The organism is Tautonia plasticadhaerens (assembly GCF_007752535.1).
GTDB lineage: Bacteria > Planctomycetota > Planctomycetia > Isosphaerales > Isosphaeraceae > Tautonia > Tautonia plasticadhaerens.
This window is the reverse complement of record NZ_CP036426.1, coordinates 6596550-6615317: the sequence shown is the minus strand read 5'-3', so window position 1 is coordinate 6615317 and position 18768 is coordinate 6596550. Positions and strand designations below refer to the sequence as shown.

Below are 18768 nucleotides of genomic sequence, written 5' to 3'. Positions count from 1 at the left end.
GGTTGGAGACCCAACGGCAGTGGTCCGACTTGACGATCACGCGGACCACGCCGGTGCTGCTCGGACTGTGCTCGCTCGTGATGCTGGCGGCGGTGCGGTGTCATGAGGCCGGGCTGCTGTCGGTCGAGTCGACGGCGTGGTATGCCAAGCCGGAGCCGACCTTCTCGGACTGCCTACGCCTGGTGCGTTCTCGGATCTGGCAGGCGCGAATTGGCCGAGGGTCGGAGGAACGGGCCGACCTCGTCCAATTCCCACGCGAGGTCGTGGACGCCTTGATCCACAGCCTTGCCACAGCGGCGTGACGGCCAAAGCCGAGTCACATAGGTGCTTAGAAAAAAGTCGCGGCGGACGGCCGAGCAGGACCGGCCCGAGCTGATCGCCGCGCGGGCCGCCTGGCGGGAGGAGTTCGCCGCGATCGACCCGGCTGGTCTTCCTGGACGAGCCGGGCGCCTCGACGGTGATGGACCGCACCCACAGCCGGACCCCAGCGGCGGGGTGCGGGTCGACGGCCCAGTGCCATACGGCCACTGGAAATGTGGTAACCCTGACGGCCGCGGTGCGGCTGGGCGGGGTGCCGGCGCCGGCCTGCCTGGCCTTCGACGGGGCGACGGACACGGCCTGCCACGAGGCGGAATCCCCCCTCCCATCGGCGGCTGGGCCGCGAGCGACGCGCATATCGGCACAGGTATCGCTCGCGGGGCGAGTCAGTGGTCGTTATCGTCGAGGCTCCCCAAAGGATCTTCCTGAGGCGCCCAGCCGGTCCTGTCCTGGACTAGCCCGCAAACAAGAGCCAGGACTATGAGCAGTCCCACCAAGACAAACTTTTCCAGGATGCCCGGTAGGCTGTGTCCCGACAGGCTCAGCCACGGTTCCGGGGCCACCAACCCCCAGAGCGTTGCGGTACCACCGCCGAGCACCGCTGCCGGTATCCATCCTCCCCGATGAAGTACTTCCCACAACCGCGGCCAGGAGATGAGGAGCATCCAGTAGGCGACCCACAAGGCGATACCCGAGGCCATCCACGCCAGGTGCGGGAACAATGCCTCGCCCACCGACACCCCGAGCTGTTCGGCCAACCACCGCCGATGGCCCATGGCGTGAGGGTGCGATCTTGCCCAGTGCGACAGCGCCCAGGAATCTTCGAACGGTCGCGTCCGGAGGAACTTGGCGCCCAAGGCTGCCAGGATCGGTTTCTGAAAGCGGCTGGAACAAGCAATGGATTTTAGCATCTCCACGAGCTGTTCGGGCTTTAGTCCCTTAACTAGCGACGTGTATGCGATATAGATAGGATCGACCTGCTTGGGATTTGCCCGAAGGGCGAGGATCATCAGTCGATGGGCGGTCGACGCTGACTCATCATGGCCGAGGTGTGGAGCGAGAACGGCTAGGGCTTCGCACTCAGATGCGAAACCAAGTTCGCCGAGGCGTGACAGTCGTTCAATCAGGAGTCGCGCCACGGATGCCGCGGTGGTCGGAGGCAGATCCGAAGCCAGAGCATGCGCCAACTCTTCGAGGTTCAGCATGGATGCGCCGCCTTCCTCCGCCGCTCGCCGCAGCTTGGCCTCGGCCATCTCCATCAAGCGAGCCTGGAGCGGCGGGGCCAAGCGCGGCTTCACCGCGACGAACGCCTTGACCATGTCCGCGCATTGGTGGGAAGGGGCCGTGGGGAGATGTTCGGCGAGGCGATGTCCGATGACTTCCGCCAGTTCACCGGCCAATCGGGGAGGTAGGCGCGGCGCCAGCGAGTTCCAGAGGGTGCGAACCGACCGGAACTCGGATTCGTTCGTCTGAACGAGCAGCTCCATGCATCGCGCCCCGATGGACGTCGCCAATAGCTCCGCGGAGGCCTCCTCAAGGTGAGGTTCGAGCGGGGCGATCGTCTCCGCGAGCACCGAGAGCGAGTCGAGCCCGGACCTGGTGATCCACTCGGCGATCGCCTCAGAGATGCAGCGGAGCCCGGAAGGCCCGAGATGAGGGCCCAGGGCCATGGCCACACGGGTCAAGTCAGCATGGGGGTACGAGTTGGGTTGGTAGAGGGCGACCGTACGCCGGAGGGCGGTCTCCGAGGCTTCCTCGGCTCGCCTCGCATCCAGTCGGGGGGCGATGGCCGCGACCGCGAGGCACGCGTGGCGGATCGTGGACAGATCGACGCGAGGCAGCGTCGCGAGCAACTCGTCGGCGACGTGTTCCGCCCCACCACGGCTGAGCCACGGGCCCAACGCCTCGACGAGCCCGCAGAGGCGGCGGAAGCGGTCGGTGTCGAACGACGAACCGGGTTCCATCGCCTTGGCGGCCTCGGCTGTGGCCCCGGCGAGTCGGTCGAGCGACCGCGACGACAGCCGGGGCGCCAGGGCCCCGAGCGGTTCGTCGAGGAAACTCAACTCGAAGGAGTCGGCGGCCGGGAGCCGCGCGATGGCCAGCGTGGCGGCCAGGCCGGCCGCCTCGTCGTCCAGCCGCGGCGCCAGGGCAGCGATCGAGCGGAGCAGTCCGAGTTTCTGGTGAGGGTCCGTCGGGGGGCCGGGCCCTTGCCGCCCGGCCTCGACGATCTGGCGGGCCAGGCGCCGGGACGGTTCCGGACCCAGCCGTTCGGCCAGTGCGGCGAAGGCTTCGGGGAGGAATTGCAACCGGTGATAGTCAGAACCGGGGATTTCGCGGACGAGCCTCCGGGCCGCGTCCACCGCGAGCGAGTCGGCCTCTTCCTCCGTCAGGCGCCCCGTCAGCGCGGCCAGCGCCCGGCACCAGGTCGCGAGGACGTAGGCCTCCGACCCGTCCATCACCCCGACGACTCGGGCCGCCGCGTCGCGTGCCGCAGGGGCGGCGAGGTCGGGAGAGAGCCTCACGAGCTCCTCGGCCGCCCGCTTCGGGTCCCATGCCCCGGCGACCGCCGCGTCCAGCACTGCACCCGCGGCGGAGGCGGCGAAACGCTCCCCGCCCGTCAGCCGGGCGGAGCCGAGATGACGCCCGACGACGACGCACGCGAGCCGCACCGGCAGGTCGTCCCGGGAACCTGGGCGGCTCTTCTCCTCGAGCACGCCGCAGACGAGCCCATGTACGTCGGCCCGGAGCTGGTCGTCGAACCGGACCGCGGCGTGAACCGCGAGGTCGGCCCGGTTGGCGAGCTGGCTCGCCGGGCCTGGCGCGGCGAGAGCTCCCTGGAAGAACAGGAACCGGACCCGCGCGTCGGTCTCGCGGTCCAGGTCCTGGAGGACCTTCAACTCCACGTCCTCGACCGGCCCTGTTGAGTGCCCCAGCCCCCGCAGGTATCCGGCCGCGAGGGCCTGCCGGGCCTGCTCCAGCCTCCGCGACGCGACCAGGGCCGCGATCGAGACCGCGGAGAACGCGAACAGGATCGCCACGGCCGCACCGGCCAGGATGCCGTTTCGGACCAGCAGGCTGCGGCGGACGAACCGCGTCTCAGCCCGGTTCAGCCAACTGGCCGAACGCCTCTTCTCCCTGCGGAGCACAGCGAGGCGCGGGTCGCGAAGCCACAGGCCGCCCGCCTGCCGGCCCCATGCCTCCGCCGCAAGGGTCAGGCCGCGCCGGAGCTGGAGGCTCTGGATCTCGTCGCGGGTCCACCGGAGGAGCTTGTCCCAGCCGCGGATCAGCTCGTCGTGGGACGGCTCCAGGTAAGGCCGACCGTCAGCGTCCGTCCCACCGACGATGAGGCGGGCCTTGGTCAGGCGGCGCAGCACCTCGGCGACGCGGCGGTTCTCGGCCGGGACGTCGAACTCGAGCTCCTCGTCGGGCACCCGCCGCCGCGCGATCTCGCCCCCTTCGACCGATGTCATGCGCAGCATGACGCGCCGGAGCGAGGCGCGGTGGGCGTCGTCGGGGAGGTCGTCATAGACCTGCTCCGCGCGGTTGCGGAGCGAGCCGCCGACGCCGCCCAAGGCCTCGTAGTCGTCCTCGGTGAGCGAACGGTCGTCGCCGCGACGATCCAGATACCGGAGATAGAGCTCGCTCAGGGTGAAGGAGAGCAGGGGCAACGCGCCGGGGGTGTTGGCCACGTCGCCGATCAGGCGGTCGACAAATCCCTGCGAACTCGTCTTGCCCCGGAAGTAGAGCACCCGGAGGGACGCCGGGCCCTCGATCGCCTCGCGATACTCATCGAGCGTCATCGCCGGCACCACCACCCGCGAGGCGATCCACGACTCCTTCAGGGGCGACTCCGAGAACTGGGGCTCATAATCGGAGCGGAGCGTCAGCACGACCCGTAGCCGATCGGGGTGGGCCGCCAGCGCGCCGGCCAACTGGGCGAGGAACTGCTCGCGTTCTCCGGCGTCCCAGCAGAGGGTGATCAACTCCTCGAATTGGTCGACGACCAGCACCAGCCGGCGATCCGGCTCCCGTTCGACCAGGGCCCCGACCTGCGTCGCCAGGGCGCGGGGATCGGTCCGGATCGCGGCGAGGTGTGTCGCGAGCCCGGCATCAGTCGGGCCGGGGATCTCCAGGCTGGCCAGGGCTGAGAGCGGGGACTTGCCGGGACGAATTGGGTGGAGGATGTACCAGCCTCCCGGGTGAGTCGCCCGCAGGTGCGGCAACAGCCCGGCCTTGACGACGCTCGACTTGCCCGTGCCCGAGACGCCCAGCACCACCGTCATGGGCTGGGCGACGACACGCCGGGCGAGGACCTCCACGAAGCGCGACCGGCCGAAGAACAGCGGAGCGTGCACCTCGTCGTACGACCGGAGGCCGCGGTACGGGTTGTTCTTCTCATCCAGCTCCGGCGCCGGGGGCAGGTCCAGTTCGTGCCCGGGCACGAGGTGGATGAATTCGCCCTTGTCGTGCCGCTTCAGTGGCCAGAGGCCCGGGGTCTGGCGATGGCCGTCGCCCTCCGCCCCCACCTCGACGCAGTCGCGCAGGTAGAGGTAGAGTTCGGTCGCCGTGATGACCCCATCGCCGACGGGCCGGCCCGTTTCGACGCGACGGACGACATCGGCCTCGCCCTCCAAGCCGCGCAGGAAGGCCGCGGCGAACGGTGAGTGCCCTACCTGGTCGGGGTCGCCGCCGCGCACGCCGATCGTCTCCCCGGAGAGGATGTCGAGCGCCTTCTGGTCGTAGGCGGCCGAGGTGAGGACCTGCCAGGCCGGGTCGCAGATGTAGCGGTCGAACCGCTCGCGGTGGATTACCTCGGGCGGTGCTCCCAGGTCGCGAGTGCTGGACCAGCGGAACGCCCCGGCGAAGCAGCAGTCCAATACCAGGAGCAGGTGGCGGCAGGGCAGACGCTCCAGCCAGGCGTTCAGCTCGGTCATCGGCAGGAAGCTGCTCCGGTCCTCGCGCCGGGCGTCCTGGGGGACTAGGTAGCCGGCCGGGCCGTCGTCGCCGTCCCACGCGATGCCGTGGCCGGCGAAGTAGACCAGCAGCCGGTCGTCGGCCTCGACCTCAAGCGGCAAGGCCTCTTCGAAGAGAGTTCGGAGGCGCCCCAGCGTGGCGTCGTCGTTGAGCAGCTGGACGGTATATCCGAACTGCGTTTCGAGGACCTCGGCGACCTTCCGGGCGTCGTTGACCGCCGTGCGGAGCGGGGGGATGCCGCTCTGGTACTCATCGATCCCGACGACGACGGCATGGCTCCGCCGGAACCCTAGCATGTCGGCTGCTCCACGGATTGGAACCGCGTGGCGATGCGGCGTGCCAGGCCTTTGTCCCGCAGGTCGAATCGACTACGACGACCGGCGCGTGACGTGAGGAGTTGGCCGACGGCCAGGCCCCGGCCCTCATTCGAGGGGTGAACGACGGATGATCGCCGGGGCGGGAGGGGAAGGTGTATCCGCCGGGGCAGAGCCATCGGTTCTCGTGGATAACTCCACCTATCTCCATCCCCATTTTCTCCGACCGGAGATGGGACGGCAAGAGTTCTGCCGGAGGTCGTCGATCGCGACGATCGCATCGGGCTGTCAATCACACTCCGCGACGGCTGGCGAGTCCGAAGGCCCCGCCGCCCGGAAACGAGGTGATGTGTTGCGGCCCGATCCGGCTCATGGACACCCACCCCGGCTTGAGGCGGGTTCGCAGTCCTTATATCATTTTTGAGCATAATCCAACGACTGCATTTGAACCGAGATCGTTAGCGATCCACCGACCGACGGACCCCCGCACCCGCATTCAGGCCGTCCCTCCGGCGTCCCGGCGGAGACGCAATTCGACGGTGGCCGTCGTCCAATCGCGCCCGGGCGAGAGGGAAGGGAGCAAGGCCCTCGTCGCGAGCTGATCGGCCCCGAGCGCCGCGAAGAGTTCTTCCAGGGGGTTGTGAGGGATATTCCGGCTGCCCGGCCGATCGGGAGACCCGAGGGGCGGGAGTTCGAGCCAGCGAAACCGCGTCGGCCGGAGCGTGGCGAAGACCTTCAAGAAGTCGATGGCCTCATGGCAGCCCTCGGGTAGGGATGAGGCGACCAGGGTCCAGGAGCGTGATCGGCCGGATTCGATCGCGAAGGCGTCCTCGTCGCGCGGCAACAGCTTCACGACCCGCCAGTTCGGCTGGAGGTTCAGCACCGCGAGGCTAAGGGTCCTCGTCGATTGGTTGCGGATCGTCAGGTGGAACCGGTCGCCCACCCGTAGCGGTACGGGCGAGGAGGATGGCGGGGCCCCGGGTGTCGACCCGTCCGGCTCGACCGTGGCGACGACCTTGTTCGCCAGGGGGGACCGCAGGTCGGGGTTGTCGATCTGGTAGACGACACGGAAGCGGGCGAGGTGGACCAGCCGCGCAACCAACTCGGCGGCCTCGGCCGTCCCGGTCGGGAGCGGCGGCCCCTGGTTGGGCACCGGCGTCCCGTCGCTGGCGAGGATCGTGAAGCGACCGCCCGCACCGGTGACCTGGAACTCGGCCGGCTCGGCCTCGGCGGCCCGCTCGACGAACCCACGCCCGCCGGCGTGGAGGGCCGTCGCGACCTGGGCCAACCAGGGTCCCTCGCCGACCAGCCGCACCTTCCGCCTCAGCGCCCGGGGGCCTGGGGCGATCACCACGGCCAAGGCGCCGTCCTCGATCGGCCGGTCGCCGAAGGTCTCCGTCAGACTGGCCCACGATTCGGAGGCGCCGGGCTCGGCCAGCTCGGCGAGGCCGAGTCGGCCTTCAGGATCCCGGATCGACGGGGCGCCCGGGGGGTAGATCGCCAGCTGGGTCCCTCGGGTCAGCTCCTGGGCCTGGCCGGCCTCGACGAGCAAGCGACGGTTGGCCAGGTCGGACTTGAGGACCAGGATCGCTGGTTCCTCGAGGGAAGGCAACCCCCCGAAGACGGGCCGATCGGCCTCGCCGACGAGCACCGGCGTCTGGTTCTCGAACTGGGTGTGGACCTTGGCGACGAGGCGGTCGCGCAGGCGCCCGTAGGTCAGCCCCGGGTCGAGCCGCCGCAGCGTGTCCAGGAGCCAGAAGGTCAGGACGCCACCGTGGCCGTAGCCGTCGAAGGCGGTCTCCTTGGCCTCCTCGACCTCGCGGCAGGCGGCCAGCAGGATCGGGGCGGCGGCGTCGGGGAGCCAACCGCCGGTCTCGACGCCGATGGCCCGCCGGCCCGGGGTCGCCAGCCGGCGCCAGGTCGCCCCGAGCTGTTCGCGGGTGCCGACCAGGCTGGCGGTCGGCCGCGGGCCCTCGTCGATCCTCGCCAGCCCGCGGACCATGACCCCGGGGGCCATGGACCGGGTCGCCCCGCCCGAATGGCAACTATCCAGGATGACCGTCAGGTCCGCGCCCCGCTCCACCAGGCGTGCCAGCAGGCAGGCCAGCTCGACGTCACGCAGGTATCGTGCGGCGGGGTCGCCGATGTTGCAGGGGACGAGCGATTCGTCGATGCCGTCGGCCTCTTTGAGCTCGGGGTACGCCGTCCGTGCCCGCCCCCCGTGGCCCGAGTAGTAGATCAGCACCGGATCGCCCAGCTCGACCGCGGCGGTGAGCGCGGTGAAGGCGCCCACGAGGTTCTCGTAGGTCGGCCACCGCTCGCTCGGCTCGGGCGGAGCGGCCTGGTCCGGCACGCCGGTGGCGGTGGCAGACAGGACGACCAGGCGATCGGCCGGGACGACCAGCCGATCGCGCACGAAGGCGGCGACCCGCTCCGCGTCCGCGGCCGCCCCAAGCAGGCTACGGAACGAGGATCCGTCGGGGAGCTGGTTCGGGAAATAGAAACCCGAGCCTACGATCAGGGCCCGGAGGCGGTCCGCACCGGCCGGCGTCGCGGTCATCGTGGGTCCCTCACCGGTGATACTCGGGCGCCCTCGGGTCGTCGGGCATGCGGGTCGCCCAGCCGCCAACGGTCGGGTCGTTGCCATTGAGGATCAGACGCACCGACTGGACCACGTTGCGGTAGGTCGGCAGCATCGGATGGTCGGTCTTCGCAACCATGTAGGTCGCCGTGCCGGGCAGGACAGCGTTGCAGTGCGGCACGGTGCCGTCGCCGGCATACTCCTCGGTGACGGCCAGGTGCCCGTCGGGCCCGAACGCGACCCCGGCGGGGGTCTTCAGCCCCGCGTACCCCTCGTAGTCGCCGAGGATGACGGACGTCCGGTCGTTGAAGAACGCGGTGTCGATCGAGCGGGCCCAGCCATAATACTTATTGAGCCGGGCCTCGTCGAAGTCGGCCTTGCCTCTCCAGAACTCGGGACGGCCGACGGCGTGCTCCGGGTCGCCCAGCGAGGGGAGCCGCGAGGCGTCCCAGGGCATGAGCTGGTACAGGCCGGACATCGTCGCGAAGACGCGGCTGAAGCCGCCCGTCGGCTCGAACGTCAGCTTGCGGAGCATCGGCAGCGACTCGTGGTCGCCGGAGATCGCCAGGGCGGCGGAGAAGCTTCCCGCGTTGGCCGGGCCGAGCAGGACCAGGTGCTTGACGATGCGCCGGACCACCTCCTGGCCGAGGTCGTCCTTGAGCAGTTGCAGCGCCCGCCGCGCGACCATCGCGCCCTGCGAGTGGGCGACGAGGTGGATCGGGTAGCCTTTCGAGCCGCCGCCCAGCTCCTTGATCCGATCGCGCAGGCCCCGGGCGGCGATCTCCAGGTCCTTGCGCCAGTCGACTCCGAAGGTGCTGGTCGTGTACCGCAGCGCCTCCAGGCCGAGCCGGAGCACGTCGTAGATGAGGGGCAGCCCCCCGGTCGAGATGATGCGCACATCGGGGTTGAGGTCCGCCTCGTGGCCGTCGTACGCCCCCAGGCGCAGGGCGCCGAAGCGGTTGGAGCCGTAGAGGCCCCGGGAGACCCAGATCAGGCCCAGGCCGCCGCGCCGGGTGTCGCTCAGCGAGCTGGCCAGGAAGCCGGGCACGATGATGACGGCGTCGGTGCTGAAGAAGGCGCGCGACTGGCTCGTCTCGCGGTCGGAGAGGACGCCGGGGGGCACCCCCGCGCCCTCGATCTCGTCCATGTACTCCTCGATCTGGTCGAGCATCTCGGGGGTCACGATGGAGTCGGGGTCCGCGTCGGCGGCCTCGGTCTGGAGGTCGTCGCGGATCGATCCGTGCAGGTATGCCTCGTCGAGCCGGCGGCCCTGGGTCTCAACAAGCAATCGGCGCCGGCGGTCTTCACTCGATTCCGCAGTTGACATGGTCAGTCCTCTCATCTTGAAGAGGCAGGAATACCTAAAGTCATCCGGGATCCATTCCCGCCGGGTAGGTGCGTCATCCCTCGCGGTCCGGCCCGGTTTCAGCTCGTCAACGCCCTGTCAAGGCTCGCCAGACCCGCCGGGCTGCGGAAGTAGGTCAGATGATCGCATTCGGTCTCCACCGGGACCAGCGGCGCCCGCCCGGGGCCGAGCTGCGTCATGCTCGCGATGGCGACCGCCACGTCGTTCGGCGAGCCGAGGAAGAACGGGTTGGCGACCCTGTAGAGCGCCTGGGTTCCGAAGATCCGCGCCATCAACCGGCTCACCGGCCCGCCGTCCTCGCGAGCCGCCGGGATGATGGACGTGTTGCCGGCCAGTATCGTGTAGGGGATGCCGGGATCGCCGTCCTGGCCCATCGCGGTCAGCGTCTCCGAGCCGGGCAGCATCTCGCGCAGCGTCACGCGCGGATCGCTCCCGGCGGCGACCAGGCCTCCCAGGACAGACGCCGCCCAGGGGGTGCCGGTCAGGCCGTTCAAGCCCAGGGCGAGGGCGGCCGTCGCCCAGTCCACGACGCGGGGCCAGGGCGAGCCCGCGTTAGGCGTCCCCAGCATCACCAGCCGGCGGGCGACCTTGTTCCCTCCCTCGCGCTCGATGAACCAGCGGGAGACGAGGCCGCCCATCGAGTGCGCCACGACGTCGAGCTGCTTGCCGTGCCCGGCCCCGAGGCCGACGGCCTTGAGCCGCTCGCCGAGCAGCCGCGCGTTCTCGGCGATCGTCGTGTTCAGATTCTCGTAGTCGAAGGTCAGGACCAGGTCGTACCGGTCCGCGAATCCGCCCCGCAGGGCGCTGGAGGCCATCTCGCGGGTGTCGCCGATGATCCCGTGCACGTAGAGCAGGATAGTCTTCGCCCCAGCGACGAGCTGCGCGACGCTCGCCACGTCCCGGGTGGACTCGACGACGCCGTCGGCCCCGACTTGGGCGGCGGCGAGGATCGGGTACGGGCTCGGGCTGCCCAGCCACGGGCCGACGATCTTCTGGAAGAAGATCCGGATCGAGCCGCCCAGGCTCTTCTTCCCGCCCGAGGTCGGATCGGGCAGGCGTTCCAGGATCAGCTCGGTAGAGCCGGCGGACGTGCGCTCGGCCCGGCCCAGGGGGAGGAAGAACTCGCCGTCGAATCCGACCGGCAGGACGTACTCGCCGTCCGCCAGGCCTCGAGGGACCTGGAGCTTCAACGGCGTCTCGGGGGTAACTTCCCGATGGGAATCGTCCCGGACGTCGGTCAGGATGAGGGCACTGAGCGTGGGATCGTTCCCGCGCGTGACGGCCAGGGGGAACGGCAGGCTGACCGTCGGGTCGTCGCGTAGCAGGCGCGGGAGGGCGAGGTTCCCCAGGTCGCGCGAGGCGGCGGGGGCGGGGCTCAGGCGGGCGCTCGCCTTGAGCGCCGGGTGGTCGAGCAGCCGGACGCCCCCGGCCAGGGCCACCGAGCGGCCCGGGGCGTTCGGGACCGGGGCGGCCTCCAGCGGGCGGACGGTCGTGAAGATCACCTGCGTGGCCCACCAGTCGTCGAGGTCCTCGCCCTCGGAGACGACCCCGATCTCGCGGGTCTGCAACCGGTCCATGAGCCGGTTCAGGCTCCCGCGCCGGGTGATCCCGCGCGTGGTCGACTTCGTCCCGGGCAGGTCGAGCGGCCCCTGCCGCATGAGGTGGGTGTTAAACTCCTTCGTGCAGACGATTAGCTTGAGAACATCCTTGTACTCGACGATACCCTGCTGCCAGACCTTGTCGGGCACCTTGGCCTCGACGAACTTGCCCTGGAACGCCTCGTACGACTCGCCCGGCCCGAGCCGCACGTAGCCGGCCTCGAGCAGCGGGCTGATGGCGAAGGTGTCGGTCAGGTCGAGCAGGCCGCAGTAGAGCACCCGGCCGTTATCGACCCCGGTAGCGAGGTCGTACCCGGTCTTGTTCACGAGCCGGATCTTGAACCGGGGAGGCTGCCATTTGCCGTTCGTATCGAGCTGATACTCCAGCCGGATGGAGGGGCCGGGCAGCGGCTGGCCGTCGGCGTCCAGGAGTTCGAGGACGACGTCCTCGGGCTGGACCGAGGTGTTCGGGTTGCTCAGCTCGGAGGCGAGGATCCACTTGGCCATGTGCTCCAGGCGCTGGAAGGCCAACCGGGCAGTGGCCGGGGTCTGGCCCTCGATGCGGGCGACCAGGGGGCGGTCGCTCTCGGGGCTGGTGATGACGTAGCCGCCGCCCTCGGCCAGGAGGCGGAAGCGGGCGATCGCCCCGATGCCGGCCTCGCGGACGTAGAGCGAGGGCTGGGACCCGTCGCGGGCGGTCGCAAGCGCCTGGATCGCCAGCTTCGCGCCGTCGGAGTCCGGGAGCTCGAACACGACGCCGATCCTCGGCAGGGGCATCGCGGCGATCACCGCCTTGTACGCCTGCTCGGGGTCGAGGGCCTCGCCCCCCTCGACCACGCTGGATGTCGGCTCGACCCGGGAGAGGGTGACGCGCCTCAGCGCCTTCGAGGCGGTTCGGAGGTCGTCGTCCGGGACCCCGAAGGGGAACACTTCGAGCAGGGTTGGGTCGGTCGGGTCGACCGCCGGGAGGCCATGGACAGCGCCGCCGTCGATCCGCCACTGGCCGTCGCGCTGCGAGAGGGTGTAGAACGGCAGCGTCGGCCGGATGGCGCCGTCGAACAGCTCCAGGTCGAGGTTGCCGGCGGGGATCGATTCGATCTGCGGCGTCTGCCCGGGGACCCGGGAGCGCACGAGGGCCTCGGTGCGCGCGAACAGCTCGCGATAGGTGATCGGGCCGGTGATCGTCCGGAGGGCGTCGCCCAGGAAGTACGAGAACGTCCCGCGTGGCTCGACCCGGCCGTCGGGCCCTTCGGCGTGGTACTCGACGGCCTCCTCGTCGTCGCGGCAGGCCGCGAGCAGGACGTGCGCGCCCGCGGCCGACCAGCCCGAGTCGGCCCCGACGCCGCCGTCGGCCCCGCGCGAGAGGCGGTCGGCGTCCTGAACCGTCATGATGAAGGTGTCCAGCGGCCGCTCGCGGAGGTCGGTCTCCATGCGGCGGACGGCGGTCTGCTGGACGCGGAGGTCGCGGGTGCCGGAGCCCGAGTGGCAGCAGTCGAGGACGACGACGACGTGCCCGCCCGGCTTCGCGACCTGCTCGATCAGGTACGCCAGCTCCTTGTCAGCCAGGTCGTGATGGCCCGGGCCGTCCATCCGGGAGTCGTAGCAGACCAGCGTCTCGTCCAGCTTGTCCGGTTCGAGGTGCCAGAACTCCTTCGGGGCGCGCTCCTGGGAGCCGTGGCCGCTGTAGTAGAACAGGGCGACGTCCCCCTTCTTCGCCTGCCCGAGATGGCCCCGAAAGGCGTCGACGACGGCCTGGCGCGTCGCCTGGGCGTCCGTCAGGACGACGGGGGGGGCCAGCGTGAAGCCGGCGTCCTTGCGGTACCGCGCATCGAGGTACTCGCGTATCCGGGTGATGTCGTTGATGCACCCGTTGAGTCGGTGTCTCGGCTCGGGGTAGTTATCGATGCCGACGAGCAGGGCGTAGAGCGTGCGATTCATCGCGGACTCCCGAACGGTTCGGCTAGAGGGTCGAGGTCGTGACATTCCGGCCCGGGTTCATCCAGCGGCGGACCTCGTCCCGATGGCCGAGCGGGGCGTCGCCGTCGAGATACTTCCGGAACGCCTGGACGGCGAGGTCGTCGAGGTTGCGCCGGGCCGAGTCGCGGAGGGCCCGACCCAGGTAGTAGAAGGCCCCGGTGAGGCCCGCGTCCTGCGCGATGGCCTCCCGCAACTCGCCGATGGCGCGGTCGAGGTCGGTCCCCCGGTTCCGCTCATAGAGGACCCGCCCCAGGTGGTATCGGGCCTCGGCCCGGATACCCGACGTGGCCTCCTCGTGATCCCGGGCGTCCTCGAAGGCGTCGATGGCGGCGTCGCGGTCGTCGAGCGCCTCGTGGGCCAACCCGAGGTTCAGCAGGAATTCCGGCCGCCGTTGCTTCTCGATCAGGCGCTTGAGCCTCGGGACAAGCTCGGCGATCGGCCCGCGCTCGACCCGGCGCAAGGCCGTGAGGACCTCCCGCGAGGCCGACGAGCCGAACAGCGGCGCGTCCGTCTCGGTCTCGGAGATGACCACCGGATCGTCGGTCCGCTGCTTCGTGTTCGGGTCGGTCCAGGACACGAAGGCCTCCGCGAGCCAGGCCGAGGCCGTTGCGTGATCGGGGTCGAGCCGCCGGAGTGCCGACGTCAGGGCGTGCATGAGCCGGCCCTGGAGCTTCGGCGCGGTCGTGCCCGGTTCGGGGTCGGGCAGCAACTCCTCGACGACTGAACGCCCGGTGAAATCCACCCGGAGCGATTCGGAGTAGATGGTCGTTCGGCCGATCCCGAGGCTCAGGCCGCTCAGTTCCCGATACGAACCGAGGTCGCGGGCCGCGATGCGGGAGCGGACGTTCGACGGCGCGCACCGGCCACGCCGCAGGAGCTCCTCGTCCTCGGTGCTCGTGTGGGTCCATCCGGCATCGAGGATCGCGATCAGGTTCGGAGCGGAGGGGCCCGCGATCCGCGTCAGCTCCTCTACGTCGATGTCGTCGAAGAGGTCGGGACGCTGCCGGCTGTCGACGGAGATGATCCCGGGCCGGCCCTCGGAGTCGGTCGAGCCGACGCCCGAGAAGGCGAAGATGCACGGGGCCTCGCGCGCGGCCTCGGCCAGGGACCGGAACCCGGCCAGGATCGCGTCCCGGGTCGCGGCGGCGTCGGTCAGGATCGTCACGTCCTCCGGCCGGAAGCCCCAGCGGTCGACCAGGACGGCGTTCAGGGCATCCACATCGGCGACCGCCCCCCCGGGGTTGGGGACCTCGGGCGCGACATAGGCGTTGATCCCGACGAGCAGGGCCCTGCGCCGCGCGATCCCGCGGTCGACGAGCGTCCGGAGGTGGTCCAGGGCCGAGCGTTCCCAGGCGTTCTCGGGCGCCGCACGGGTCGCGATCGCCGCGTCCAGGGCTCGACGTGCGTCCTCCTCCCGATCCCGCTCGAGGTACGAGCAGGCCAGCGCGAGGCCGGCCTCACCCCCCTCCGGGGCGGTGGGGGGCACGCCTTCCAGCAGGGGGATGGCCAGGTCGGCGCGGCCCTGCTCCAGGTATGCCCGGCCGAGACCGTAGCGGAACCCGGAGAACGGGCAGGAGAGCGACCGGGTCTTCTGTTCGAGGTTTTCGACATGCCCGATCGTCATCCGGGCGAAACCCCGGTTGCGGCTGAAGCGGAACAACTCGGCGAAGTCGGGCAGGCCGCTGAAGAGGACCTGGTCCTCGTTGCCGATGACCTTCGGTGTCTGCCGCCGCACCGCCCGGGGGATGGCCTCGGCCGGCCCGGTCTGCACCGGCGGTGCCTCCGAGTCCGCCGGCTGGTAGCCCAGACGGCGCACTTCCTCGATGAGCCGATCGCGTAACTGACACGTCCGGAGTTCCCGGGCGGCACCCTGGCGGAGAACGCGGACCAGGGCCAGCGTGAAGACCCCATGCGGTTCGGGGACCTCGGCGTCGCCCGCCGTCTCGTAGGCCATCTCTCCGGGACTGGCGCCGAGGACCAGCGTGTAGCCACCATCCGCTGCGATCAGGTCCAGGTAGTTGTCGTTCGGGTGCGTGTCGATCAGAGCGATCGTCTGGGACGAGCGGATCGCCCTGAGGGCCGCGTGAATCTCAGCCCCCTTCAAGGCGTTAGCGCCGGTGTCCGGGTCGGTGTCGTGGGCGACCCAGTAGGTTTCATTCGTCCCCTCGTACCCGTGTCCTGCGAAGTAAACGACCACCACATCGTCCGGGTTGGACTCGCGGGCCATGTCGGCCAGGGCGGCCAGGATGCCGCTCCGGGTTGCGGCCGCGTCGGAGAGCAGCCGGACGTCGGCGGGGAGGAAGCCGAGGCGCTCGACGAGGACGTCGCTCAGGATCTTCAGGTCGTGCGTGGGGCCTCGAAGATTGAGGGAAGCCCGCTGGTATTCGGCGATCCCGATCAGCAGGGCCCGTTGTCGCGACCGCTCGACGGTCTCGATCCGCCGGCGCATCTCGCGGGCGCAATCGGCCCGGGGATCGGCCTCGTGACGGGACAGGAAATCGTCGAGCGCCGTGAGCACCTCGCCGAGGGGACGGCCGTCGTCGAGCAGGGCCAAGGTGCGGTGGAACCGGGCGTCGGCCGCGGCATCGAGGTCCTCGCCGGCGGCCTTCAGCGCCGCGTCGAAGGCCGCGAGGGCCCGGTCGCCCTCGCGGAGCGAGAGCCGGGCCAGGCCGTGCAGGATCGCGGCCCGCGGCATCGGCAAGTTGCTCTCGGCGGCCTTGTCGAAGGCCCACCTGAGCTGCTCGCTCGCGGATTCCAGCCGTCGCGGGTCGTGGAACAGCCGGCCCATGCCATCCAGCAGCCGGCCGATCTGGAAGTGCTCCTCGGCGCTCAGGTGGGCCGTCGTCGCCAGCACCAGGTCGCGGGCGAACTGCTCCATCCCCCGGATCGGGTGCTGCCGGTTCTCGCTATCCTTGCGGACGCGCTCGTCGACGTAGGTGAAGAGGTCGCCGACCCGCACCCGCCCGTCCCGCTCGGCCCCGCCCTTCAGGCCCTCGATGACGTGGAAGGTGAACAGCCCATGCCCGCCGCCCCAGCGCTCGTCCTCGAGCGACACTTCGCTGGCCTCGGCCGACATCAGCCACGCCTTGCCGCGCTTGGACTTGCCGACCTCGCTCAGGTGGCTGGCGAGGACCTGCGCGCTGGGTGCCACCAATTTGGTAGACCGATTCCGATTGCCCAGCGCCCCCGAGTGGCACGTGTCGGCGAGGATGACGACGCGCTCGGCCTTCAGCGTCTTCTCCACCGCGAAGTCGATCTCGCGCATCGGGACGGCCGTCGCCGCGATGTCGTCGGGGTCGGTGTCGTGCGTGACCAGGTAGACTTCGTCCAGCCCGTCCGGGTCGGGCGTCCCGTGGCAGGAGAAGTGGAGCAGGACGAGGTCCTGTCGCGCGGGTTTTCTTAAGAACGACCGCAGGGCCCGGGTGATCGCGGCGGTCGTCGCCTGCTCGTTGAGCAGCACTTTCATGTGCACGTCGTCGAGCCCGCCGTATGAGGGATTCTTCAGGAGCTTGGCCAGCTCATCCGCATCGCGATGGGCGAAGCGGAGATCCCACGGCGAGTGAGCGTGGGAGGAGATCCCTACGATCAACGCCCAGAGCTCGCGGTAGGCATAGTCGGAGCCTAGATCGTCGACCACCTCTACGTCACGAAGCCCGTGCTCTTGACCTGTCATCTTCGTCCTCGCCGCGGCCTATGCTCGCGATTATCCCCTGAATAAGCTCCAACGAGCATCCTGCAAACAGCTGACTAATCCTCAACCAAGCGTGATCCAAGGCTGGTCGAAGACGGGAAGCTCGAAAACCCCCTGGTTCTGGCGAACAATCGAGGTCCTTCACCCCCTCGACCGTTCGCCCCCAGGAGGTTTTCGAGTGAACGCCACTGTCCACCGCCAGTTGAACCGACGCAAGAGGCGAATCGCCCGCCGGATCGAGAACAAGCCGGGCGTCGAATCTCGTTGGCCGATGATGACCGCCTCCAATATCCGCTACCAGACCGCCGATCGGACTCGTGCGATCGCACCGGGCGGCATCGGGGCGATGCACCTCCTGGCACAGAGACTCGGGCTGGTCCGGGACATCGACAAGGACCTTCACCTGCTCAAGCGGCACCTGCCGTACTTCGAGAGCGACCACGTCCTGAACATCGCCTACAACCTCCTGGCGGGGGGCAGCCGCCTGGAGCACCTCGAAGTCCGGCGTAACGACGAGGTCTACCTCGACGCCCTGGGAGTCGAACGCATCCACGACCCGACCACCGCCGGCGACTCCTGCCGCCGCTTCGCCGGGGCCGACGTCGAGCGGCTGATGGACATCTTCAACGAGGCCCGGATCCGGGCCTGGAAGGAACAGCCCGAGGACTTCTTCGACGAGGCGTTCCTCGACGCCGACGGGACGATCGCCCCCACCGGCGGCTGGTGCAAGCAGGGGGTGGACATCTCGTACGAGGGGGTGTGGGGCTACCACCCGCTGGTCGTCTCGCTGGCCAACACCTCCGAGCCGCTGTTCCTGGTCAACCGCAGCGGCAACCGGCCCTCGCACGAACAGGCCGATGTCTACCTCGACAAGTCCGCAGCCCTCTGCCGACTGGCGGGGTTCCGCAAGATCACGTACCGGAGGGACACCGACTTCACTCAGACCAGACGTCTGGACCGGTGGGACCGGGACGGCATCCGGTTCCTCTTCGGGATCGCCGCCATGGCCAACCTCAAGGGCCTGGCCGAGAGGCTCCCCGACCTGCAATACAGCGAACTGGAGCGTCCGCCCGGGTACACGATCAAGACGGCACCTCGCCAGGCCAGGCAGCGGCACAAGGAGCGGATCGTCTCCGAGCGGCAGTACGACACGCTGAAGTTGATCGGCGAGGAGGTGGCCGAGTTCGAGTACCGCCCGGTCGCCTGCAAGAAGCCGTACCGGGTGGTCGTGCTCCGCAAGAAGCTGATCGTGGAGAAGGGGCAGTTGTGACTGTTCGAGCCGGACCGGTTCTTCTTCTACATCACCAACGACCGGACGACCCTGGCCTCCGAGATCGTGTTGCTGGCCAACGACCGGTGCGACCAGGAGAACCTGATCGCCCAGCTGAAGGGAGGCGTCAAGGCATTGGCGATGCCGGTGGGCGACCTGGTGAGCAACTGGGCGTACATGGTGATGGCGAGCCTGGCGTGGAGCCTGAAGGCGTGGAGCGCCCTGGTGCTGCCCGAGGGGGGCCGATGGTCGGAGAAGTACCGTGCCGAGAAGCGGGCGTTGCTGCGGATGGAGTTCTCGACGTTCTGCGTGGCGTTGATCCAGGTGCCCTGCCAGATCGTGAGGGCGGGCCGGCGGATCATCTACCGGCTGCTGTCGTGGAACCCGTGGCAGGGGGTGTTCCTGCGGCTGGTGGAGCGGCTGCACGGCGCCCGGTTGTGCTGAGGGCACGATGGCTTGAAGCCGGAGTCCGGATGCTCCGGTCCGTGTGGGCAGCGAACCGACGAGAGGCGGTGAGGTCACGGGAGAGCAAGAGCGAGAGGCGGCGGGAACCGGGCGGAAAAGCCCCGGCTCGGAGAGGTTCTGTCCACAGATCAGAGCCTCAATCTGCCGGACCACGGGTTCACATTACGCTTGTTTTCGGGCTAATTCGGCCTCTGGCCGAGTAGCCTCATTGTTG

6 protein-coding genes and 1 pseudogene are annotated in these 18768 nt (G+C 69.6%); 2 read left to right on the top strand and 5 right to left on the bottom strand.

The features are described 5' to 3' along the window. The first annotated feature begins 2 nt into the window (after positions 1 to 2). Positions 3 to 302 carry a hypothetical protein gene (locus tag ElP_RS26340; RefSeq protein WP_145275302.1) on the top strand — a complete coding sequence of 100 codons (300 nt, stop codon included), beginning with the start codon at positions 3 to 5 and terminating at the stop codon, positions 300 to 302. A gap of 402 nt (positions 303 to 704) precedes the next feature. Here ElP_RS26340 and ElP_RS26335 read toward each other — a convergent pair whose 3' ends face one another. The 5 genes from ElP_RS26335 to ElP_RS26315 all read right to left on the bottom strand — a co-directional run bounded on the left by ElP_RS26335 (position 705) and on the right by ElP_RS26315 (position 16801). Continuing rightward, entirely contained in the window at positions 705 to 5588 is a 4884-nt protein-coding gene (locus ElP_RS26335; protein ID WP_145275299.1) for a caspase family protein, read from the bottom strand. A 514-nt stretch (positions 5589 to 6102) separates the two neighbouring features. Next, entirely contained in the window at positions 6103 to 8166 is a 2064-nt protein-coding gene (locus ElP_RS26330; protein WP_197446385.1) for a caspase family protein, read from the bottom strand. A gap of 10 nt (positions 8167 to 8176) precedes the next feature. Continuing rightward, positions 8177 to 9514, bottom strand: coding sequence for an esterase/lipase family protein (locus ElP_RS26325; RefSeq protein WP_145275293.1), 1338 nt, complete (start codon positions 9512 to 9514; stop codon positions 8177 to 8179). 98 nt (positions 9515 to 9612) lie between these two features. Further along, a complete protein-coding gene (locus ElP_RS26320) occupies positions 9613 to 13089 on the bottom strand; it encodes a caspase family protein (RefSeq protein WP_197446384.1) in 3477 nt (1158 codons plus the stop codon). A 22-nt stretch (positions 13090 to 13111) separates the two neighbouring features. Next, a complete protein-coding gene (locus tag ElP_RS26315) occupies positions 13112 to 16801 on the bottom strand; it encodes a caspase family protein (protein WP_145275288.1) in 3690 nt (1229 codons plus the stop codon). Positions 16802 to 16997: 196 nt separating this feature from the next. On the opposite strand from ElP_RS26315, the pseudogene ElP_RS26310 reads away from it, so the two are divergent. Beyond that, positions 16998 to 18533: pseudogene (locus ElP_RS26310) on the top strand (IS1380 family transposase). Positions 18534 to 18768: the final 235 nt, after the last annotated feature.